This is a genomic window from Marinobacterium aestuariivivens (assembly GCF_042661465.1).
Classification (GTDB): Bacteria; Pseudomonadota; Gammaproteobacteria; order Pseudomonadales; family Balneatricaceae; genus Marinobacterium_A; species Marinobacterium_A aestuariivivens.
In genome coordinates this window covers 4,236,430-4,257,451 of the sequence record NZ_JBHSWE010000001.1, presented here as the reverse complement: position 1 = coordinate 4,257,451, position 21,022 = coordinate 4,236,430, and the positions used below count along the sequence as shown (strand labels likewise).

The window sequence follows — 21,022 nt, the reverse complement described above, 5'->3', positions numbered from 1 at the left end:
CTCCTACGGGCGGGTATCGAAACGCCGCTCAGGCGTCGGCCAGCAGCGCCTGCAACCGCTCGAGATCTTCCGGAGTATCGACGCCCGGTGGCGGCAGCTCCAGCGCCTCGGCGACATGGATGCGGGCACCGTTCCAGAGCGCACGCAGCTGTTCGAGGCACTCGGTATTCTCGATCGCCGCCGGCGGCCACTGCACGAAATCGTTCAGCAGCTGCACCCGGTAGGCATAGATGCCGATATGGCGCTGCCAGCAGAAACCGGCGGGCACCTGCTCCCGCGTCTGCCCGGCGGCGAAGGCGTCCCGCGGCCAGGGAATGGTGGCACGGCTGAAATAGAGCGCCATGCCGAAGCGGTCGGTCACGACCTTGACGAGATTGGGGTTGAGCATCCCCTGTACATCCTCGATCGGCTCCGACAGGGTCGCGATACCGGCCTGGGGGTTGGCCGCCAGATTCGCCGCCACCTGGTTGATGATGGCCGGCGGAATCAGCGGCTCGTCGCCCTGGACATTGACCACGATCTCGTCGCTGCCGAACCCCAGCTGGCCGACCACCTCCTGCAGCCGGTCGGTGCCGGACGGATGCTCCGCCGAAGTCATGCAGACTTCCGCACCGAAATCGCGGGCGGCATCGGCGATACGGTCATCGTCGGTCGCCACCAGGACCCGGGTCGCATCGCTCAGACAGGCACGCTCGTAGACATGCTGCACCATCGGCTTGCCGGCGATCTGCGCCAGCGGCTTGCCGGGAAAACGGCTGGAGCCGAACCGGGCCGGGATAATGACACTGAAGCTCATTTGCGGGCCTGCTTTCTCAGATATTCACGTTCTTCCTCGGTGAGCCTGCGCGCCTCGGTTTCCAGCATCACCGGTATATCGTCGCGAATCGGGTAGGCCAGGCCACTGACGGCGCAGAACAACTCGTTGGTTTCCCGGTGGTAGTGCAGCGGTGCCTTGGAGACTGGGCACACCAGTATATCGAGCAGCTTCTTATCCATAATCGAATCTCAATCTGAGTAACTGTGACTGTTAACCCGCCGGGTCAATATTTAACTTCGACGCCAGCGCGGATTCAAATGCCGGCTCCAGCCTGGCCTCGACCGCCAGATACCAGCTGTCGCCCGGCGCCAGCCCGCGGCATTTGACCGCATCCTTCTCCGTCATCAGCACAGGCAACGGCTCATCGAAACGCAGATCCGCGGCGCTGAAGGCATGATGGTCGGCAAAGCTGTGGGGCACCGGATCGAAACCCAGCCGTTTCAGGGTGTCGAAAAACCGCTGCGGATTGCCGATCCCGGCCACCGCATGGACACGCCGCCCGCCCGGCCAGTCGGCGGCGGCATACCGCCCCGAACCATCGAGAGCCTCAAACTGCGCCGGCTCCAGGTGCATCCGGTGGGCCCCGGACGGGCAGAAGCCGCCATCGCCATTGACCACCAGCAGGTCGACCTCCCCGATGCGCCGGGCCGGCTCGCGCAGCGGCCCCTCCGGCAGGCAGCGTCCGTTGCCAAGGCCGCGCTGGCTGTCGAGCACCAGGATCTCGACGCTGCGCCCGAGCGCATAGTGCTGCAGGCCGTCATCGCTGATGATCAGGTCGCAATCGAACGTCGCCAGCAGATGGCGTGCCGCGGCCACCCGGTCCGGATCGATCACCAACGGACAGCCGCTTCGCCGGGCAATCAGCAGCGGCTCGTCGCCGGCCTCGCGGGCATCGGCATCCGGGGCGACGGAGAACGGAAACCCTGGCGGCCTGGCGCCATAGCCGCGACTCACCACACCGGGACGGTACCCCGGCGGCGGGCCCAGTCGAGCAACGCCAGCACCAGCGGCGTCTTGCCGGTACCGCCGACGGTGATGTTGCCGACGACGATCAGCGGCACCGGCGGCTGCCAGATGCGTTCCGGGTGTGATAGGTAGGCACAACGACGGCGGCGGGCAAGGCTGCGGAAAAGCCACTCCAGGGGCGCAGCAACCGCAGCCAGCGACTGCCCTGATACCAGCCCCGCACCAGTACGCTCATCGGATCAGGGTTCGTCCGGCTCACGGGTGGTGATACTGAGGTGTACGAAGCCAAGCTGGCCCGCCACATCCATCACGGTGACGACCGACTGGTGCGGCGTGGTGCCATCGGCGGTGATCAGCAGCGGCTGGTCGCGGTTGTCGCCGGCGCTCTGCTGCAGCGCCTTGCGCAACGTATCGGGGCGATCATTGACCAGTGCCCGGCCGTTGATGCTGTACTGACCGTCGGCACCGATCAGCACCTCGATGAGATCCCGGGAGGCCTCGCCCGGCTCACCCTGGGCCTGCGGCAGATCGACTTCCAGATGGGTCTCGCGGGTAAAGGTGGTCGAGACCATGAAAAAGATCAGCAGCAGAAACACCACATCGATCAGCGGCGTCAGGTTGACGCTGACCTCCTCCTGGCGACGGCGTTCGAATTTCACAGGGATACCTGAAGGCTAAACATAATCGACTTCGCGCTCGCCATGGACCACTTCAACCAGCTTGACCGCCTCCTGCTCCATCTCCTTGACCAGGGAATCGACATGACGCTGGAAATAGCGGTGAAAGATCAGGGTCGGAATTGCCACGGCAAGCCCAGCGGCGGTGGTCAGCAGCGCTTCGGAGATGCCGCCGGCCAGTACCGACGCATTGCCGGTTCCCTGGGCCATGATTTCGGTGAACACCTTGATCATGCCGATCACGGTGCCCAGCAGCCCCAGCAGCGGCGTGATGGCGGCGATGGTACCCAGGGCATTGAGGAAACGCTCGAGCTCGTGGATCACCTGGCTGGCCGCTTCGAGAATGCTTTCCTTCATCACCTCGCGACCGTGGCGGGCATTGTTGAGCCCGGCCACCATGATGCGGCCCAGCGGACTCTGCTGCTTGATCGCCCGCATCTGGTCGGGCGTCAGCGCCTGCCCCTGCATCTGCGACCAGATCTGCGCCAGCAATCCACGGGGAGCGACACGGCCGGCGCGCAGAACCCAGAGCCGTTCGAGACAGATCGCCAGAGACAACACCGAACAGGCCACGATGGGAATCATCAGCCAGCCGCCGGCCTTCAGAAGTTCGAACACTCTACACCCTCTTCCAAGTTCCTGACCGACAATGCCTGCACATCCGGGCATCGTTTGTTGCACGCTACTCTACCACAGGGGAGACAGGAGACTGAATACGGAAAGAGGGGTAAGCAAGAGGTAAGGCGCAAAGCGCAAAAACTTAAGACCCATCGCAGAGTAGCGGGAAACCTGTAGGGTGCTGGTGAGTGAAACGAACCGCACCATTATCGCGTGTCATTCCGACCAATAGCGCTTTTTCGCGTCCCGCCAGGCCCGCAGACGACATTGACCGTCCCGGACCGCACGCAACTCGATCGCACCCGCCTCGGCCGTATTCAGGGTCTCGATGCCGAACCTGCGAAACCGCTCGACGACCTCCGCCGCCGGATGGCCGTAAGGGTTGAGATAGCCGGCACTGAAAAGCCCGACCCCGGGCCTTAATATCTGCAGGAAGGGCGCTATGGACGAGCTGCGACTGCCGTGATGGGACGCCACCAGCCAGGTGACCGGCTGCAGCTGCCCACGGTCGACCAGCCGCCGCTCCACCGGCGCCTCGATATCGCCCGTCAGCAGCAGCCGGCAGTCACCGGCTTCGATAAGCAGCACGCAGGAGCGGTCGTTTTCGTTTACCCCCTCGCCACCATGCAGATAGCGGAACCGGACCTCGCCCCAGCGCCACTGCTGCCCGGCACGACAAACCCCGTAGCCCTCCCGGGCCCGAAGTGCGGGACTGCCCGTTTCCCGCCGCCCGACGTCCAGCCACTGCAGTACTTGCGCACGACCGCCGGCATGATCGTTGTCGGCATGGCTGATCACCAGACGGTCGAGACGCTCGATACCGTTACGCTGCAGATAGGGCAGCACGGCACGCTCGAAAGCGGCATTGCCGCTGACGTAGGCGGGACCGGTATCGTACAGCAGCCGGCGTCCGCCAGCCTCGACCAGCACCGCCAGCCCCTGGCCGACATCGAAGACCCAGACCCTGAAACGGTCCGTCGACGCCGGTGACGGCACCAGGAAGAGCGCCAGCAGCCAGATCGACAGCGCCGCCAGTCGCGGTCGCGGCCCCAACGGCAGCACCAGCACCAGCGCGGCGACGAGCGCGAAGGCCAGCAGCGGCCAGGGCGCCACCGGCAGCATCAGCGCCGCGCCCGGCCAGTGCGCCAGCCAGCCCAGCCCGTCCCAGAGCCAGCCGACGGTCAGAACATAGAGCTCGACCGGCCAGGCGACACCGCTCCAGAGCCCCAGCAGCAGCGGCACCAGCCCCAGAATCAGCAGCGGCAGCAGCGGTATGGCGACGACATTGACCAACGGCCCGATCAGCGACAGCTGGGCGAACCAGCCCAGCAGCAGCGGTGCCATCAGACAGAATACCGCCAGCTGCACCCTCAGCAGCCTGCGCCAGAGCCGTTGCCGGCTGCGCTCCATGCTCAGCAGCAGCAGGATCGCCACCGCACCGAAGGAGAGCCAGAGACCGGCCTCCTGAGCCGCCAGCGGATGAGTCGTCAGCACCAGTCCCAGCGCCAGCCACCAGCGCTGCCAGACCGACAGCGGCCGCAGCCAGAAGCCCGACAGCAGCAGCGCGGCCGCCATCATCCAGGCCCGCTGCGTCGCCAGCCCCGAGCCCGCCAGCAGCACATAGACACCGCTCAGCAGCAGCGCCGTCAGCACCGGCACCAGCCGCAGCATGACAGCCGGCGCCCGGTCGGCCGGAAAGAGCCGACAGAGCCCGCGCCCCAGCAGCCACCCCACCCCCACCAGAATGCCGATATGCAGGCCGCTGACCACCAGCAGATGCACCGTGCCGGTACGCCGCAGTTGCTCCCAGTCCCCGGAATCGAGACCATTGCGATCACCGAGCAGCAGCGCCCGCGCCAGCGCGCTCACCGAGGGGTCTTCGATGCCCCGGTATAGCCTCGCCGCAAGCGCAGCACGCCAGCGGTCGATACTCCAGCCATGACCGCGCCGGCCATGCCACGCACGCACATAGCCGCCGGCATCGATACCGCGAGCCAGCGCCCAGCGCTCGTAATCGAAGGCTCCGGGATTCCAGAGCCCGCGGGGCGGCTTGAGACGCACGTCCAGCTCGACGATATCGCCCGGCCTCAGGAGTTCTTCAGGGTCATACCAGCTCAGCCGGACCCGCCGCAGCCGGCTCCCCTGCTGTTCCAGCACCCGCAGTTCGAAGCGCTGCACCGCGACGCCCGCCACCGGCAGGCCGGTCACCTCGCCGACAAGCCGGTGATCCCGCCCCTGGAGCGCGGGGTCCAGGCGGTGCCAGAGCTGCCAGTGCCCGTGAGTGACCGCCAGCAGCAGCCCGAGCCAGAAGGCGGTACCCGGCGCCGCCAGGGTACCCACAGCAGCAGCGCTACCGGCAGCAACCACAGAAAGCCGTCCGGCAATGCCGGCACAAAGGTCCCGATCGCGAGACCCGCGACATAGAAGATCATCCCGAAGCCCTTCCCTGGTCCGATCAGGATTCATCCAGCGCCTCCAGACAAGGCGGAGACAGCGACGATCCCGGCCAAAACCGCCTGCACGGTATCGCCAACAAGGTTGGCTTAGCCGGGACCTGTAGGCATAATATAGTCCCTCGAGCCCTGCTACCCAGAGCCTCATCTAGCCCTGCAACCAGAACTCATGCCGCGAAAGCTGATAAAGAAGTACATGCCAGATGCGCATCGCGTACGCTCTCACCGCCACCTCAGCTGGCTCGGCGACCATATCCACGACCCCAACCTCTTTCACCTCACCCGCAAATCCGTCTCCCGCGCCGCCATGGTCGGGATATTCTGCGCCTTTCTGCCGATTCCGCTGCAGATGCTGGTCGCCGCCATCGTCGCGGTGATCGCGAGATCCAACCTGCCGATCTCGGTCGGACTGGTGTGGCTGACGAACCCGCTGACAATGCCGCCGGTCTTCTACTTCACCTATACGATTGGCACCTTTCTGATCGGCGCGCCGGTCCGGGATATCGAATTCGAGCTGTCGCTGGCAACGCTTAGCGCCGAGATCGCCGCGGTCTGGTGGCCGCTACTGCTGGGGTCGGTACTGTGCGGGATATTTTTCGCGGCCCTGGGCTACGCCGCCGTGCAGCTGTTCTGGATCTGGCACGTCAACCGCAGCTGGAAAAGGCGCAATGAAGCGCGGAGAAAGAAAGATGGTTAACAGTTGCGAGTCGTAGGGTGCCGGTAAGCGAAGCGCACCGCACCGCCCTGTTCGGTGCGCTTCGCTCCGCTCAGCAGCACCCTACCATTCAGGCATCAGGCGAGCGGATGCAGATTGCCGTCGCGCAGCTCGAGACGGCGGTCCATGCGCGAGGCCAGGTCCGTATCGTGGGTCACGATAATGAATGAAACGCCGGTGCGGCGGTTGAGGTCGTCCATCAGGGCCTGCACCTCGGCCGCGGTATGGCGATCGAGGTTGCCGGTCGGCTCGTCCATCAGTACACAGGCCGGCTCCGTGACCAGCGCGCGCGCGATCGCGACACGCTGACGTTCACCGCCGCTGAGCTGCGGCGGCTTGTGCTGCAGCCGCTCACCGAGTCCCACTGCCGCCAGCACTCGCTGCGCGGCGGCCCGGGCCCCGGCCACCGGGGTGCCGCGAATCAGCAGCGGCATCGCCACATTTTCCAACGCCGTGAATTCCGGCAGCAGATGATGGAACTGATAGACGAAGCCGAGCACCCGGTTGCGGATCTGACAGCGCTGGCGCTCGGCCACGCGATAGAGATCCTCGCCGCCCACCTCGACCCGCCCCTCGGTGGGCTGGTCGAGCCCGCCGAGAATGTTCATCAGAGTGCTCTTGCCGGAGCCCGAACTGCCGATAATCGCCACGCGCTCGCCGCGCTCGACGCGGAACTCCACCTGATCGAGCACACGCAGACGAGTGCCGCCCTCGCTGTACACCTTGACGATGCCTTCGGCATGCATCACCGGTTCATTCATAGCGCAGCGCCTCCGCCGGCTGGGTGCGGGACGCGCGCCAGGCCGGATACAGGGTTGCCAGAAAACTGATCACCAGGGCCGCACCGCAGATCAGACCGACGTCGTGCCACTGCAGCTGCGATGGCAGATAGCTGATGAAGTAGACGTCCGCCGACAGGAACTGGATACCCAGCGCCTTCTCGAGCCAGGCCACTAGGTCGGTCACGCTCAGTGCCAGCACGACGCCGAGTCCGGTCCCGAGCAGTGTGCCGACCACGCCGATCACCGAACCCTGCACCATGAAAATGCGCATGACGCGTCCCGGCGTTGCGCCCAGCGTGCGCAGAATCGCGATATCGGCTTTCTTGTCGGTCACGACCATGACCAGTGTCGAAACGATGTTGAAGGCGGCGACGAAAACGATCAGGAACAGCAGCAGCCCGATCATGCGCTTTTCCATCTGGATGGCCTGGAACAGGTTGCCGTGGCTGCGGGTCCAGTCGCTGACCAGGTAGCGCCCGCCCAGATCGGCGGCAATGCGTCGCACTTCGGTCGGTGCCAGGAAGAGGTCGTCGAAGCGCAGACGAATGCCGTCGACGGCATCGCCCTGACGCTTGATCACCGCCGCATCGCCCAGACTGATATAGGCCAGACCCGCATCGAGCTCGGCCCCGACCTCGAACACCCCGACAACATTGAACCGCTTGAGCCGCGGCACGACGCCGGCCACACTGACCGAGGCTTCCGGCAGCACCAGCGTCACCTTGTCGCCGACCGAAACGCCCAGCGAACGGGCCAGTATCGAGCCCAGCACGATGCCGAAGCGTTCCTGGTCGAGCGCTTCGAGCGAGCCCTGACGCATATGCTGGCCGATAATCGAAACATCGGGCTCCAGGGCCGGATCGATGCCGTAGACCAGCACGCCGTGCACCCGCCCGCCCTGGGTCAGCATCGCTTGGGCCTGGATATAGGGGGCACTGCCCTCGACGTGCGGCGCCTGCCGGATCCGCTCGGCCAGCTCGGGCCAGTTCTGCAGCGGTTCGCCGTAACCCGAGATGGTGGCGTGGGGCACCATACCGAGAATGCGCTGCTTGAGCTCCCGGTCGAAGCCGTTCATCACCGACAGCACCAGGATCAGTGCCGCGACGCCGAGCATGAGCCCGAGCATCGACACCAGGGAGATGAACGAGATGAAATGGTTGCTGCGCTTGGCGCCCGTGTAGCGCAGCCCCACGTAGAGGGACAATGGTCTGAACATGCGCGGGATTAAACCACAGGCGCCCGATTATCTCTAACAAAATCAGATAAATGTTGTTGTATAGTAGAGGCATCGCCGGGATATCAGGAGACTCCAGAATGGGTCAGGATCGACGCCAGTTTTACCGTATCGACCACCGGGTCGCGCTCGACTACCGGGTGGTTCCCGAGGCCGACGTCATGAGCAGCGCCCGCCCCTATCATTTCGACGTCTCGCCCCATTTTCTGCTGCTCGGCGAACTCCAGAGCATGGAAAGCGATACCGGCCACCTGCTGCGCAAGATTGCCGAAAAGCAGCCCGATGTCGCCGCCTACCTGAAACTGCTCAATCGCAAGATCGATGCCGTGGCCCAGAGCCTGGTCTCCGAGGAGCTGAGCAACTCGTCGGGCCTGCGCCTCAAGTCGATCAACCTCAGCGAGGGCGGACTCTCGTTCGACAGCAACCAGAGCCTGAATCAGGGCGACTACCTGGCGCTGAAACTGGTGTTCCCGGAAAACCGCCTCGGCATGCTGCTCTATGCGCGGGTGCAGCGCTGCTATCAGATCGAAGGCGGCTTCCATATCGCCATCGAATTCTTCAAGCTCACGGAGAGCTGCCGTACCCTGATCGCCCGCTATATCCTCGAGGCCCAGGCCCGCGAGCGACAGCGCAAGCTCGACGCGGGCCACTGAGATGCCCGACCAGACTCATCCCGCCCCCGCCACGGACCTGCTCGAGCGCTTCGATGCGCTCGGCGCCGCCCTCGGTCTGTTCAGCACGCAGCTTCGCGCCAGCGACCGTCCGCTCTGGCTGCCGCGCCACGACAGCGAAACGGGCATCGCGGAACAGGAGCTGGCGATATCGCTGATCGCCGATATCTGGTACCGCGACGGCCAGGACGGGCGGCGTACCCGCAGCCGCCACGGCCTGATCGGCGCCGACCCCGAACTGCTCGAGGCCGCCCGCACGCTGAACGACTGCAAGGCCCGTTTTCAGCAGGCCGCCACCAGCCTCAATACCGACCAGCTGCGCGAACTGCCGGCGCAACTGGCCCACCGCAGCGGCCGGCTCGCCGAGCTCTTGAATCTGCACGGTCTGGGCCGCATCCACCTGAAGCAGTGCTACCGCCAGCTGCCGCTGCTCGAGCGGGCCCCGACCCGGGTCGGGTTCAACTGGTACAGCAGCGGCCGCAGCATCCGCCGCCTGACCGCCGCCGATGCAATGAAGATGCTGCTGAAACTCGATCAGAGCCAGACCCATGTGCAGATCCAGCTGGCAAGGCTGTCGCCGCTGGAACAGCATACGCCGCTGGCCCAGCTGCAGAAGCAGGTGCCGGTGATGCGCGCCAATATCGCCTGGAAAACCGACCAGGGTTGGGAGCGCCAGGCGCGCAACTGCCCGCTGCCGCTGATATTCCCCCTTGCGCCGGGACAGCCTCTGCCCGAACATAACAGGCCCGATCTGCAGCCGCCGACCGGGCGCCAGCGCGCCGAGCGCTCCGATGCCCGCATCGACCCCGAACCCTTTTTGCCGAGCCTGCGCATCCACCGCTATCTGGACTGAAATGACCGACAACAACACCAAACTGCTGCACCACCTGGCGACCGCGGTCGGCCTGCTGTTTCTCGGCGGCTGGTTCCTGCTGTTCAAGCACCTGGGCGTACTGGACTGGATCATCGGCCTGGTGCCCGAAAGCCACGCCGGCGCCGGCCTGATGCTAGGCATCGCCCTGGTGATGCTGCCGGCCTTCTTTATCTGGAAGCTCTACAACCGCTGGGTCGAACGCCGTCTGCAGATCCGCGGCATCTTCTACGAGGATCACTACTACGGCAAGGATGAGGACGGAGACGAACGCTGAGCGGTGCCTGGCGTCACTGCGGATGAAACAAATCCAGGAGCTTACATGGTGCCGGCCCCTGATTATCGGAGCACTTTCGTGGGAGATTCTATGGTTCATGGCCACCCCTGAGCGTGACAGGTGCCATCATGGCCGATATTGCGTAGGAGCCTCGCCCCGAGGCGAAAGGCTCCGGTACCGAGGCTGTTCGCACCGGGGGCGGCGCTCCTACGGCGGGCGCTGAAATTTCCGGGGAGCGGCTTCAGCCGCGAAGACGAATAGCACCTGGGCCTATTCGCGGCTAAAACCTCCCACGGGTAAGCGCCACAGTCGATAATTATCCGGGCCAACCCGGTTCGTTCGCGGAGCGAGCTCCCACAATGGAGTTCCTGCAGCTCGTAGCCTGGAATGAGCGCAGCGAATTCCGGAACCCGGGCTGCAGCTGTACCGGGGCCCCCGCTAGCCAGCCGGCCTGACGTCGAGATAGTCGCGCTGAATCACCGTCTCCAGCGCGTTGGCCGCCGCCACCAGCTCATCGAAGGTTTCGCGACAGTGTCTCAGGCGGCGAATCTGATCCGGCGACGGCGCCTTGCCATCGGCCAGTTTGGCCAGCTCGAGCAGCTCGACGAGATAGTCGGCGCGGGCCTCGGCCACCATCGTCAGCATCGGCCTGAGGTCTTCGAGCGCGAGCTCCGGCACCCGCGGATTGATGATCTCCCGGTTGATCTCGCGCCGCAGCTTTTCCAGCTGCATCAGCAGACGGTTGTTGTCCATGGCCATGATCGAGCCCTCCTTCAGGTTTATGCCGAGCAAACCGCGAACGGTGCGAAATTGCAAGCGAATACAGCCGCTTGCGCGCCTCAGCGCTGCCCGGCCTAGTCCGCCCAGCGGCCGGCCCAGTAGAGTTGCTCGCAGGCATAGCAGCCCAGGGCGCCGTTGCAGTCCAGCACGATCCAGCCATAGCGCCGCTGCCGGACCAGGGCGCTTTGCAATAACCGGGCGCAGAGGCTTTCGAGCGCCCGTCCCTCCCCCAGCAGCGTCTCGATTCTGACCGCCAGCCCCTCGTCGACGATCTGCTCGCCGATGCCGGTGCAGCTGATCGCGGCCTGACGGCTGGCATAGGTGCCGGCGACCGTGGCCGAGTCCGACATCCGCTCGGGGCCGTTGCCGCGGCCGCCGCCGGTCGAGGTCGCCGCCGCCAGCCGGCCATCCCGGTCCCGCGCCACGGCGCCGACGGTACCGCCAGCATCCGCCAGGACATCGGCCTCGAGCTGCCGCAGCCAGAGGCGGGCCCGCTCGGGGGTCAGCGGCAGTTGCGGCTCGATACCGAGCTCCCGCGCCAGCAGCTGGGCGCCAAAGGGACCGAGCACCGACTCCGCCCGATCCTGCAGCGCCCGCGCCAGTTGCGATGGATGCAGCAGATGGGTCACGAGCTGGACGCCGGAGAAGCGTTGCCGCTCGCCGTCCATCAGTGCCGCCGACAGCCGCGCCAGGCCGTCGCGCTGCAGGCAGGCGCCGAGGCCGGCATTGAACAGGCCACACGACTCCAGCGCGAACACCGCCTCGTACACGACCTCGATCGCCGGCTGGCCGTCCCGCAGCCGCGCCCACAGCCGCTCGACGAGGCGCTCGAGAAAGGCCTTGCGCTTTGCGGACGCCGGCGACGCGGGATCGAAGCTGCCGGCGCCGCCGTGGATCAGCAGCGCCGGCCCCTCGACGGACAGGAAGAATTGCTCCGGCACGGGAAGGCTCCGGACTTGGGAGACCTCCTGAGTATAGGCGCCCGACCGGTCGGCGAGACAACGCCGAATATTATCCATTCGGGTTTTTACGCAAGCGCGATAATGTAGCTAAACTGCAACAGATATTCTTGCATGGACAGACACCACTGCAGTGCTGGCTGCAGTGGCCGGAGAACAGGATCTCATGACGGCCAGAACCTTCGACCGCGCCCCGCCCGCTGACAGCCCCGAAACACCTGCACCCGAGATCCCGGACGCCGCTGCGGCCAGGGCGGCACCGCCCGCCATGGCGCTGCGGGCCAGACTGCTGGATGCCCTGCTGTGTCACCTTCCCGCCGTCCGCTGCTGGGCGCTGCCGCTGCTGGCACTGATGGTCGGTGCCGTCTACGGCCTCGTCTACTGGACCGGCGGCATCAAGTACGTCTATTCCCATTCGATGTATCTCCCGGTCCTGCTCGGCGGATTCATCTACGGTGCCCGCGGTGGCATCGCCACCGGACTCGTCGCGGGCCTGGTCCTGGGCCCGGCGATGCCCATCGACACCCTCACCGGTGAGCCGCAGCAGGCACTGAACTGGATGTACCGTACCGGCTTTTTCTCCCTGGCGGGCTTTCTCGCGGGCCTGGGTAGCGACAGCACCCGGCGCTACCTCGAACACCTTCGCTGGATCGGCCGCCACGATACCGTCACCGGCCTGCTCAACCGCCAGGCCCTGATCCAGGACCTTAACGAAGGTGGTGACGAAACCCATCCAGCCCCCGGCGGCCTGGCCGTGATCTCGCTGGACAACGCCGCCGAAATGGAAGCCGGCTACGGACCGGGGATCTCGGATACCGTGCTCCGGGAGCTTGCCATCCGCCTGGCCGAGCACCCGGACGTCGACAGCCGTATCTATCGCAGCAACAGCCATCAGCTCGTCGTGCTGCTACCGGGGCTCGGCAATCAGGCAACAGGCGAGCTGCTCATCGAGCTGGCCGCCTGTTTCGCCGAGCCGTTCGGCTTCGACGACTATGCCATTCACGGCGATATTCGCATGGGCTATGCGGACCTCAGCCACCTGGACGAGAGCGCCGAGCACTACCTGCGCCGGGCCGAAGTGGCGCTGCAAAGCGCCACGGAGCGCGCCCGGTGCTGGGTGCGCTTCACCCCGGAGCTGGACCGGCGTCATGTCACCGAAAACCTGCAACTGCTCGGCGAACTCAAGGCCGCCCTCGCCGACGGCCAGCTCGACCTCCACTATCAGCCCAAGGTCTGCATCGCCACGGGCCGCGTCATCGGCGCCGAAGCGCTGATGCGCTGGCATCACCCGGAGCGCGGCATGATCCCGCCGGGCAAATTCATTCCCCGCGCCGAACAAAGCACCTTGATCGACCTGCTCACCGAGTGGGCGCTTAACCGGGCGCTGCAGCAACTGGTAGCCTGGCGTGACAGCGGCATCGATATCGGTGTCGCCGTCAACATATCGGCGCGCAACCTGCTGCAACCCGGCTTCGTCGACGACATTGTTCGACTGCTGCAAAAGCACGGAGTCGACGGCCGGCGCCTCGAGCTCGAGGTCACCGAAGGCGCCTTCATGACCGATATCGAACATTCCATCCTGAAACTTAGGCAGCTGGCCAATACCCGGGTCACCCTGTCGATCGACGACTTCGGCACCGGTTACTCGTCGCTGCAGTACCTCAACGAACTGCCCGCCTCCCTGATCAAGATCGACCGCGCCTTTATCGACCGCCTCTCACCTGACAGTCGCGCCGCCCATATCGTCAGCGCCGCGATCGACATGGCCCACGGCCTCGAGATGCAGGTCGTCGCCGAAGGCGTCGAGCAACCCGACAGCTACCGCTACCTGGCCGACATCGGCTGCGACATCGCCCAGGGCTACCTGATCGCCCGCCCGATGCCGGCGGATGCATTCACGCGCTGGTACCGGGAGCGGGACGGGGTTTATCGGCTGGAGTGATTTTTCGGACCTGTCGCCAACTGGCGACTGAACCGTTAAACTCGGACAGGCTTGAGAAAAAGGGAGTTTGATCGAGCTGAAACTATCAGCCTCGTGCGGTAGCGTTGATGAACCAAAGATTCGGCAATTTCGGTACCTCCTGCGGTTTCGGCATTTATCGAATCGCCCCCTTTGAGGCAGGCGTATGACGTAGGGTGCCGGTGAGCGAAGCGCACCGCACCGTTATGACCTGTGCCAAAAAATGGAATTCATCATCTACCGCGGTACTGCCAGGACGTTGTAGGAGCCCGGCCTCCGGGCGAATCGAATAACTGCCGTAGGGCGACTTAAGCGAAGCGCCCCGCACCATTTTCACGAAACCAAGTTGAATATTATAAGCATTTTCGTTTTTGGCTAATCCCTTTCCGCCTGACGGCGACTCACTCGTGCAAATAGCAGTAAGCAAAGGCTCTCTACAACAAGACGGCCCCCGTAAGAAGCCGGCCTTCGGCTGCACTACGGGTTGGAAATCGCATCGAATTTGTATATAAATAAGACGAGTGGACGACGTGCTGCAGCCATTCCTGACATACCTTTTAATCCGGCTGATTCAATAAAATTATACCTTATAGAAAGAGTAACAGCTCGATGGAGCAAAATTTATCTTTTTCTATCAGATATTTATATATTCTAGAAAATCCGACAAAGATTAAAAGGTATACTTTCTAATAAGTATTATGAGGTCGAAGACCTCATTAACAGACTGTTAGGCTATCACCACAATAAAATTTACAGGGGGAAATATGAGAACTTTAAAATTTTATGGTTTCAGTAATGCTCCATCTTCATGCGAATATGGAATTGGAGAAATAGGAGATAAAGTAGCGATTTTGTTCTATCAAAAAGAACTTGCTGGAACCAGCATTACAAACATGATTGAGCATTTAACAATTCACATTTTAGCTGAAGATCTCCCCGGAACTTCCCCTGAAAATGTCCGCGTATTTGAACATTACAACCCAGAGCTTAATCCTATATATGAGTGGGCTGAAGTTCGATTCTCTGAGTCAGGTAAGATCGACGAAGGGAAAAGCATTCTTAAAAAATTAGTTGAGCTTGTTTTCCCATCCGGAACTCCGCCAAAATACTATGTGGATTCTCCAGAATGGTTAAAAGTATCTGAACAGAATGTAGCCCTGCTTTCCAATATAAACTAGAGCCTAACAAGGCAATGAAATTCGTTCCGGCCCTTCGGGCCTCCACCGGACCCAAAAAGCTGCGCTTTTCGGTCCGTTTATTGCGGCGTTAGGCATTCAACACTCAGCAAGGAGTTATCATGGCTATTTATGCAATTGGCGCGTATTACGACGAAGACGTTAGCGGAGAATTTATTGCCCACAATATTGCGGGTCCTGGCTGGGGAATCGAAAAAGCACCAGAACTTCATCAATTTGTCCGCTCACTAAAAGTTGGCGATATTGTTTACATTAAATCTGCATCACCATCAAGCCCCGACATAATCGTCAAAGGAATCGGGGTCATCATCAATGATGAGGTAGTTACAACAAGCCCTGTAGTTTCAGCAGGCAGAAATATTAAATGGTTGGTAACCGAAAGCTTTCGCATACCCAAGCCCACTGAAAAAAACAACGTTCGACTGAACACTATGTATGAAGAATTTCATCCGCACGTGCAGTCTGAAATACTTAACAAACTTTTCTAGTTACGTCTAATGGACGATTGGACACAGCCTAACAAACGGTTCAAATCGTTCGCTTCGCTCTCTGGGACGGCGTGCCGCCGCCCCTTAACCTAAACGTAAGCCATATGAACGAAGAAGAACGCTGGAACCACATAGTGTCGCTTGATGAAGAGCTCTTAAAAGGCGGGGTCATCCTGTCAGAGTGGTGCTCTTTTATTGTCCGAGAATCGGATCTGGCGTTTGCGCATGGAGCGAACCTGGCATCAATACTGACGGCAGTTTCTGGGATCGAAACCTATCTGCGCTCCGAGTATTCCGAGAAAGAGCGCAGCAGTCTCTTTGAGCTAATTGATCGTGCTCCCATAGCAGACGACCTTCGATCTGATTTGCACAAGCTACGGAAGTACCGAAATAAGTGGGTGCATGTAAATGACCCATGGGATGATCAGAAGCTGCTTGATGATCCTGAAGAGTCGGAAAAAGAGCTAGAAGAAATGGCTCTGTTCGCCGCTAGAGCGCTGAGAAGAACGATTTATGAGAATCAGTGGGTCTAAAATGGCTAACCAAGCAATTAAATTCGCTCCCTGCGGTCGCCGGACGCTCGTTCCTCGCGCCGTTTATTGCGGGCGTTAGTGCGTCAAGCGAAGCTTGATGGATCTTGCAGGGTGAAAGTCCCTGTCTGGTAAGGGCTAACCACCCACCAGTATCGAGTGTTGCGCGTTGTGCGGAGTCTTAAATCAGGAATATTTGTGTGGCAGGAAGCACGGATGAACAAGCAGCGTGAAGCGTACACAGAGAATCATGTAGGCCACAGGGAGTGCGTGCTCCTGAAGTGCTGGTATCGCCTCGATAATAAAGTGAGTTCTGACTGACGAGGTTCGTAACGCCACCGAAGTCCATGCAAAGCAGCCGTTCTGGTAAGGCTGTGGCGAGTCAGCGGGGTTATCAAGCCGTGGCATGTATGAAGAGATGCATCAGGAACTTGAGAGAGCCAGGCGCGTTCCACCGGGATGTGGTAGGGAAGCCCAGCTTAGCAGCAGGCCAACAATGACGCCTTGGCAGTCGGATCAGCTCATAGTAGTCCGGGAGCGGGAAAGCCGCTCACATGGCGAAGGGGCTGACAGTTATAACAGGCATGTAGCCGATACATAGGCCGGACGAAGTAGGGCTGGAACCACTATGACAACTGCACTGCATGCCATCGCATTTAAAGCACAGACCCACCCCGGACACAGGTTTCAGAATTTGAACGGACTACTGAATTCCGACCTGCTGTACCAAAGCTGGGGTCAACTCAACAAGCAGGCTGCCGCCGGTGTAGACGGGAAGCGATTCCCGGAATACCAGCAGCAGCTGCCGCAACACATCGCACGGCTGAGCCGAGACCTGAAGCAGAAACGCTATCGGGCATCGGCGATCAAGCGCGTGTTCATCCCCAAAGGTAACGGCAAACAGCGTCCGCTGGGATTGCCGACGATAGACGACAAACTGGTCCAGCAGGGTGTCAGCCAGATACTGCAAAGCATCTGGGAACAGGACTTCCTGCCGAACAGCTATGGCTATCGGCCCAATAAAAGTGCCCACCAGGCGGTCCACAGCCTAGGACTGAACCTGCAGTTCAAAGGCTATGGCTACATCGTAGAGGCCGATATCAAAGGCTTCTTCGACAACATGGATCACGACTGGCTGATGCGCATGCTGGCCCAGCGGATCGATGATGACGCCCTCCTGAGCCTGATCAGACAGTGGCTGAAAGCGCGGATCAAATCACCGGAAGGAGATTACACTAAGCCCACCAGTGGCAGCCCACAGGGCGGGGTGATCAGTCCGATCCTGGCGAACATATATCTGCACTACGCCCTGGACCTCTGGTTCGAGAAGGTGGTTAAGCCACGCATGAAAGGCCGGGCGATACTCATCCGCTATGCGGATGATTTTGTCTGCGCCTTCCAACTCGCCGGCGACGCGGAACGGTTCTACCGGGTACTGCCGCAACGGCTGAAGAAGTTCGGCTTGGACACGGCGGCGGAGAAGACCAGCTTAAAGCGATTCAGTCGCTTCCACCCCGGACGCAAACGACAGTTCCAGTTTCTGGGATTCGAGTTTTACTGGGGCAAGGATGTCAACGGCAAGCCTCGACTCAGACGGCGGACTGCGTCAAAGAAGCAGCACGCGACGATGAGCGAGTACTACCGCTGGATCAAATACAAGCGGTTTACCGCGCTGAGGGCATGGCTCCCCGAACTGAAGCGGAAGCTGATGGGGTTCAGGAACTACTTCGGCCTGCCGGACAACAGCAGGAGTTTGCATCGCCTGTATGGTCATGTGCTGAGAAGCCTGTATAAATGGCTGAACAGACGTAGCCAGCGACGGAGCTACAACTGGAGTAGTCTGAAGATGATGCTGGGGTGTTTCGGTATTGAGCAGTTGAGAGTCAGCAAACGGACGATCCATGTTGACTGGTATTAGGGCCGTGTTTTACACGAGCGAGAGTATAACTGAGGAGCCGGATGCGGTAGTTCCGCACGTCCGGATCTGTGTGGGGGCGGTCTGGTAACAGGCCGTTCTACCACGACTGTTTCTAAGGAGATAACATGAGTTCTGAAATTAACATCAACGAACGCATAGAAGCTATAGAGGTTGGTGTTTCTATTGCGCTAACAGTTATAGTTGATCAATTGGTTTCTGGTGGTAAACTTTCTCCGATAGGCATAGGGAAAGCAGTAGAAAGCCAGCTTAAAACTCAGCGTGAAGTTCAAAGCGACTATCCTGAGTATCAAGCTCTTTACGACAGCCACAATTATTTTCTAGAGCAAATGTCCTTTCACTGCAAAGAACTAATCCAACACCGCGATCCAGACCCCAGCAGCCCGCCTTCAAAAGGTCGTCCTAGTTGGTTTAGAGGCATATACACTAATGAAAAGTAAACATAACAAATTGCTGTTGTCGCCGCTGCGTGGCTGGGACCGCCGTTCCGCTGCGCTTCACTTCGGCCCCAAAGCAAGGCGTTATGAGTGCTGAACGAGGTTCGAAATAATGATTCATAGCTGTCCTTCTTGCTCGCTCGGTGAGGTATGGTTTGAAGAAGATGGCCCCGATGTCTACTTGAACCTGAATAGGGTAGCTACAGATGAAGATCTTGAACGCGATCATTATCTTGAGTATGAGGGGCAGATAATCGAGATCGTTAAAATTCAGGTGGCGTTCTACCCTTATTGCGGTGAAAAGCTGACTAGCGGTAAGGAAGTCGTTGTACCACAGTTTCAACACCATAATTTTGGTGGCAGGAAGTGAGCACCCATAACCAGGCGCAGCACTTCGCAGCCTTCGGCTGCCGGACGCTCGCAAGCTCGCGCCGGTGTGCGCAGCGTTATATGACGATGAGGCTGACCAAGATATGATCACCAAAGATGACGCAAGCGAAGAGTTGAAAAACAGCCTGTCGAACTTCGAAATCGCGATACCTGCATTTAATTTGGCAATTCTTGCATTGCTATATCAGATTGATACTTCATCTGCCACGGATGCAGTACAGTCTTTTTACAAAACAACGTTAGTTCTTACATTGTCTGGAGTTTTTCTTCTTCCATTCTATTCGCTTCTGAATTGGTCCCAGAGTCGTTTGAAATTATATGCATTTGATACTGCAGAAAAGTATAAAGATCAGCTTTTAGACATGGCAAAGAGGAATGACACAACAAGCAAGCTTGGTAACTACATGAGTACAAGTGATAAATGGAGAAACAAGTTCCACTTGCTTGACGTGAAGATAACCAAAGGGATGATACGGGTCTTGGTCCCACTCTTCTTTGTGGATATGGTTTCATTTGTTGTACTAACAGCCCTAATTAAGATGTAGGTCTATGCGTATTAGTCACATCTGGGCAGAAGTGACATATAAACAGTGGCTGTTGGCGGACGCACCTACGCTGCACTCCGGCACGCCACAAAGCCAAGGCGTTATATTTTTAAAGGAAGTTGAGCACTATGGACAACGATAAAATTGTTAGGTTTCCCAATCGTTATGAGCGTAGAAAACGCGTAGACGCATCTAAGGGGGAGCTTAGGTGCGAGGTTTCGGAGCGTTGGATAAAGTTTCCAGAGGCTAGTTCAAGGCATTTTTACATGGATTATCTTGCATTAGATGTAATGACACTTGGAGCAGATGAAAAAGAACGAAAGTTATGTGAAATCATAGTTGATCGTGATCTTCTAGAGAAAATTCTCAGGGAGTTACCGCACAAGGATTACACACAAACATAACAAGTCAATCAACTACGCGCCTTCGGCGCCGCAAGCACACGCACACACGGGGCCAGGTCTCAACACACGGGGCCAGGTCTCACATTTCACAATCTTCGGCAAATCATTGAGCGAACGTGAATTGTGAGACCTGACCCTTCATCACTTCATTACTGAGCGGTGTATGCGATCTGTTATTTGAAGCGAAATCGCGGTATCCGCTGATCCAGCCGGTTTATCAGGTATGCAATCACCAGCATCAGAGCCATATAAATCGCTGTCGCCAGCCACACAGGCAGCCCCAGGTCAGTGAGTGTCGTCACCAGAAACAGGAACGGGTAGTGGATCAAAAACAGGGGAAAGGCCAGATCGCTGAGCAGCCGTATGACATTGCTGGCCGGCAGGTTTAACCTGAACCAGGTGGCTTTGTGTAGCATCAGCGCCAGATAGAGACCCAGACCAAACTCAAACAGGCGGCAGGGTGGGAACCAGTCGCCCGGGCGCCCCGGCATAAAGCCATACTGACGATAGAGCCAGTTTTCCATGTGCTCCAGCAATGACTGCTCCACGAAGGGAATGCCCCACTGGCCCACGTAATAGCGTGCAGCCAGGCTGATACAGAACAGGGCACCAAGGGTCCGATGTGGCCAATGTTTCATGAACCACAGCATCATGGGAGACAACGCATAAAGGCTCATGATGAGTGCAATAAACCAGCTCGGTGGATTATAAGGACCACCCCAGAGTCCCAGCAGGGCATAAAATCCGGTCAGGCTTCCAAGCAGATCTGTCGTAAAACCGTTGGGGAACAGCGCGGGCATATCACCCTGAAACAGTCCGTTCCCCATGACATAGCCCAGCATGGCCAGTGGTGAAGACAGCCAATATACTGGATATATCCGCATCACTTTCTTCAGCAGGTAGCTCAGGTAGCTTTCCTGGCGTGACGGATCGCTCATACCGGTTAGAATACCGGAGAGCAGGAGAAAAATGGTCACTCCTACACCGCCAAGACTGACGAAGTAGAGATTTTTCCAACCAAAAAATCTCCGCTGGCGTGACCGAGCAACTGTCCCAGGTGAGCTATCAATACCAGCAATATGGCCAATATACGAAGGCTGTCTAACAGAATCGAACGTTTCATGGTACTGATCAGTCGCAATACAGCGGATGGATTCTTTGCGCATTCTATCCACTGAATATGACAGTCGTAGGGGGCATTCCGGGTGTTCCGGGGACAGTATACCTATTTCCAGACTCACCACTGTCAGATCCGAGCCATTAGAGGACATAGAGTTATGACGGTGCAGTTCGCTTCGCTCTACTGTAAACCGCTC

At 59.9% G+C, this 21,022-nt stretch carries 23 protein-coding genes and 1 pseudogene; 13 read left to right on the top strand and 11 right to left on the bottom strand.

Annotation, left to right across the window (positions count from 1 at the left end; genetic code table 11):
• Positions 1-28 precede the first annotated feature (28 nt).
• The 6 genes and pseudogenes from kdsB to ACFQDL_RS22270 all read right to left on the bottom strand — a co-directional run bounded on the left by kdsB (position 29) and on the right by ACFQDL_RS22270 (position 5,445).
• Positions 29-796 carry a 3-deoxy-manno-octulosonate cytidylyltransferase gene (kdsB, locus tag ACFQDL_RS22295; protein WP_379910926.1) on the bottom strand — a complete coding sequence of 256 codons (768 nt, stop codon included), beginning with the start codon at positions 794-796 and terminating at the stop codon, positions 29-31.
• Complete coding sequence (locus ACFQDL_RS22290) at positions 793-996, bottom strand: Trm112 family protein (RefSeq protein ID WP_379910924.1); 204 nt, start codon at positions 994-996, stop codon at positions 793-795. The genes kdsB and ACFQDL_RS22290 overlap by 4 nt, the downstream gene beginning before the upstream one ends.
• Positions 997-1,027: 31 nt before the next feature.
• Positions 1,028-1,959: pseudogene (gene lpxK / locus ACFQDL_RS22285) on the bottom strand (tetraacyldisaccharide 4'-kinase).
• A gap of 63 nt (positions 1,960-2,022) precedes the next feature.
• The gene (locus ACFQDL_RS22280; RefSeq protein WP_379910923.1) at positions 2,023-2,442 is read right to left on the bottom strand and encodes an ExbD/TolR family protein; all 420 of its coding nucleotides are present in this window, start codon (positions 2,440-2,442) and stop codon (positions 2,023-2,025) included.
• Between the two features lie 15 nt (positions 2,443-2,457).
• Positions 2,458-3,078 carry a MotA/TolQ/ExbB proton channel family protein gene (locus ACFQDL_RS22275; RefSeq protein ID WP_379910922.1) on the bottom strand — a complete coding sequence of 207 codons (621 nt, stop codon included), beginning with the start codon at positions 3,076-3,078 and terminating at the stop codon, positions 2,458-2,460.
• Between the two features lie 216 nt (positions 3,079-3,294).
• Positions 3,295-5,445, bottom strand: coding sequence for a DNA internalization-related competence protein ComEC/Rec2 (locus ACFQDL_RS22270; RefSeq protein WP_379910921.1), 2,151 nt, complete (start codon positions 5,443-5,445; stop codon positions 3,295-3,297).
• Between the two features lie 282 nt (positions 5,446-5,727).
• Here ACFQDL_RS22270 and ACFQDL_RS22265 point away from each other — a divergent pair, with 282 nt between their 5' ends.
• Positions 5,728-6,228: a DUF2062 domain-containing protein gene (locus ACFQDL_RS22265; RefSeq protein ID WP_379910920.1), complete on the top strand. Its 501-nt coding sequence runs from the start codon at positions 5,728-5,730 to the stop codon at positions 6,226-6,228.
• A 95-nt stretch (positions 6,229-6,323) separates the two neighbouring features.
• Here ACFQDL_RS22265 and ACFQDL_RS22260 read toward each other — a convergent pair whose 3' ends face one another.
• Together ACFQDL_RS22260 and ACFQDL_RS22255 are read right to left on the bottom strand one after the other, a co-directional pair.
• The gene (locus ACFQDL_RS22260; RefSeq protein WP_379910919.1) at positions 6,324-7,007 is read right to left on the bottom strand and encodes an ABC transporter ATP-binding protein; all 684 of its coding nucleotides are present in this window, start codon (positions 7,005-7,007) and stop codon (positions 6,324-6,326) included.
• On the bottom strand, positions 7,000-8,244 hold the full coding sequence (locus ACFQDL_RS22255; RefSeq protein WP_379910918.1) for a lipoprotein-releasing ABC transporter permease subunit: 1,245 nt from the start codon (positions 8,242-8,244) through the stop codon (positions 7,000-7,002). The genes ACFQDL_RS22260 and ACFQDL_RS22255 overlap by 8 nt, the downstream gene beginning before the upstream one ends.
• Before the next feature lie 98 nt (positions 8,245-8,342).
• On the opposite strand from ACFQDL_RS22255, the gene ACFQDL_RS22250 reads away from it, so the two are divergent.
• Genes ACFQDL_RS22250 through ACFQDL_RS22240 form a run of 3 tightly spaced genes read left to right on the top strand, consistent with a single transcriptional unit; the run spans position 8,343 to position 10,081 of the window.
• Positions 8,343-8,915, top strand: a complete 573-nt coding sequence (locus tag ACFQDL_RS22250; RefSeq protein ID WP_379910917.1) for a PilZ domain-containing protein — start codon at positions 8,343-8,345, stop codon at positions 8,913-8,915.
• A 1-nt stretch (position 8,916) separates the two neighbouring features.
• A complete protein-coding gene (locus tag ACFQDL_RS22245; protein ID WP_379910916.1) occupies positions 8,917-9,786 on the top strand; it encodes a DNA replication terminus site-binding protein in 870 nt (289 codons plus the stop codon).
• 1 nt (position 9,787) lies between these two features.
• Positions 9,788-10,081, top strand: coding sequence for a hypothetical protein (locus tag ACFQDL_RS22240; RefSeq protein WP_379910915.1), 294 nt, complete (start codon positions 9,788-9,790; stop codon positions 10,079-10,081).
• Positions 10,082-10,519: 438 nt separating this feature from the next.
• Here ACFQDL_RS22240 and ACFQDL_RS22235 read toward each other — a convergent pair whose 3' ends face one another.
• The gene (locus tag ACFQDL_RS22235; protein ID WP_379910914.1) at positions 10,520-10,840 is read right to left on the bottom strand and encodes a hypothetical protein; all 321 of its coding nucleotides are present in this window, start codon (positions 10,838-10,840) and stop codon (positions 10,520-10,522) included.
• Between the two features lie 95 nt (positions 10,841-10,935).
• Positions 10,936-11,802: an isoaspartyl peptidase/L-asparaginase gene (locus ACFQDL_RS22230; RefSeq protein ID WP_379910913.1), complete on the bottom strand. Its 867-nt coding sequence runs from the start codon at positions 11,800-11,802 to the stop codon at positions 10,936-10,938.
• A gap of 184 nt (positions 11,803-11,986) precedes the next feature.
• On the opposite strand from ACFQDL_RS22230, the gene ACFQDL_RS22225 reads away from it, so the two are divergent.
• The 9 genes from ACFQDL_RS22225 (at position 11,987) to ACFQDL_RS22185 (ending at position 19,706) form a co-directional block, all read left to right on the top strand.
• Positions 11,987-13,762 carry a putative bifunctional diguanylate cyclase/phosphodiesterase gene (locus ACFQDL_RS22225; RefSeq protein WP_379910912.1) on the top strand — a complete coding sequence of 592 codons (1,776 nt, stop codon included), beginning with the start codon at positions 11,987-11,989 and terminating at the stop codon, positions 13,760-13,762.
• Positions 13,763-14,544: 782 nt separating this feature from the next.
• Positions 14,545-14,958: a hypothetical protein gene (locus ACFQDL_RS22220; protein ID WP_379910911.1), complete on the top strand. Its 414-nt coding sequence runs from the start codon at positions 14,545-14,547 to the stop codon at positions 14,956-14,958.
• 119 nt (positions 14,959-15,077) lie between these two features.
• Positions 15,078-15,464, top strand: coding sequence for a hypothetical protein (locus tag ACFQDL_RS22215; RefSeq protein ID WP_379910910.1), 387 nt, complete (start codon positions 15,078-15,080; stop codon positions 15,462-15,464).
• 104 nt (positions 15,465-15,568) lie between these two features.
• On the top strand, positions 15,569-15,997 hold the full coding sequence (locus ACFQDL_RS22210; RefSeq protein WP_379910909.1) for a hypothetical protein: 429 nt from the start codon (positions 15,569-15,571) through the stop codon (positions 15,995-15,997).
• Positions 15,998-16,622: 625 nt separating this feature from the next.
• Positions 16,623-17,912 (top strand): group II intron reverse transcriptase/maturase, encoded by a 1,290-nt coding sequence (gene ltrA / locus ACFQDL_RS22205; protein WP_379910908.1) that lies wholly within the window; start codon positions 16,623-16,625, stop codon positions 17,910-17,912.
• 125 nt (positions 17,913-18,037) lie between these two features.
• A complete protein-coding gene (locus ACFQDL_RS22200; protein WP_379910907.1) occupies positions 18,038-18,370 on the top strand; it encodes a hypothetical protein in 333 nt (110 codons plus the stop codon).
• A 109-nt stretch (positions 18,371-18,479) separates the two neighbouring features.
• Complete coding sequence (locus ACFQDL_RS22195) at positions 18,480-18,737, top strand: hypothetical protein (protein WP_379910906.1); 258 nt, start codon at positions 18,480-18,482, stop codon at positions 18,735-18,737.
• 103 nt (positions 18,738-18,840) lie between these two features.
• Positions 18,841-19,302 carry a hypothetical protein gene (locus ACFQDL_RS22190; protein ID WP_379910905.1) on the top strand — a complete coding sequence of 154 codons (462 nt, stop codon included), beginning with the start codon at positions 18,841-18,843 and terminating at the stop codon, positions 19,300-19,302.
• Between the two features lie 128 nt (positions 19,303-19,430).
• On the top strand, positions 19,431-19,706 hold the full coding sequence (locus ACFQDL_RS22185; protein ID WP_379910904.1) for a hypothetical protein: 276 nt from the start codon (positions 19,431-19,433) through the stop codon (positions 19,704-19,706).
• A gap of 173 nt (positions 19,707-19,879) precedes the next feature.
• On the opposite strand, the gene ACFQDL_RS22180 is transcribed toward ACFQDL_RS22185, so the two are convergent.
• Positions 19,880-20,872: an acyltransferase family protein gene (locus tag ACFQDL_RS22180; protein WP_379910903.1), complete on the bottom strand. Its 993-nt coding sequence runs from the start codon at positions 20,870-20,872 to the stop codon at positions 19,880-19,882.
• Between the last annotated feature and the right edge of the window lie 150 nt (positions 20,873-21,022).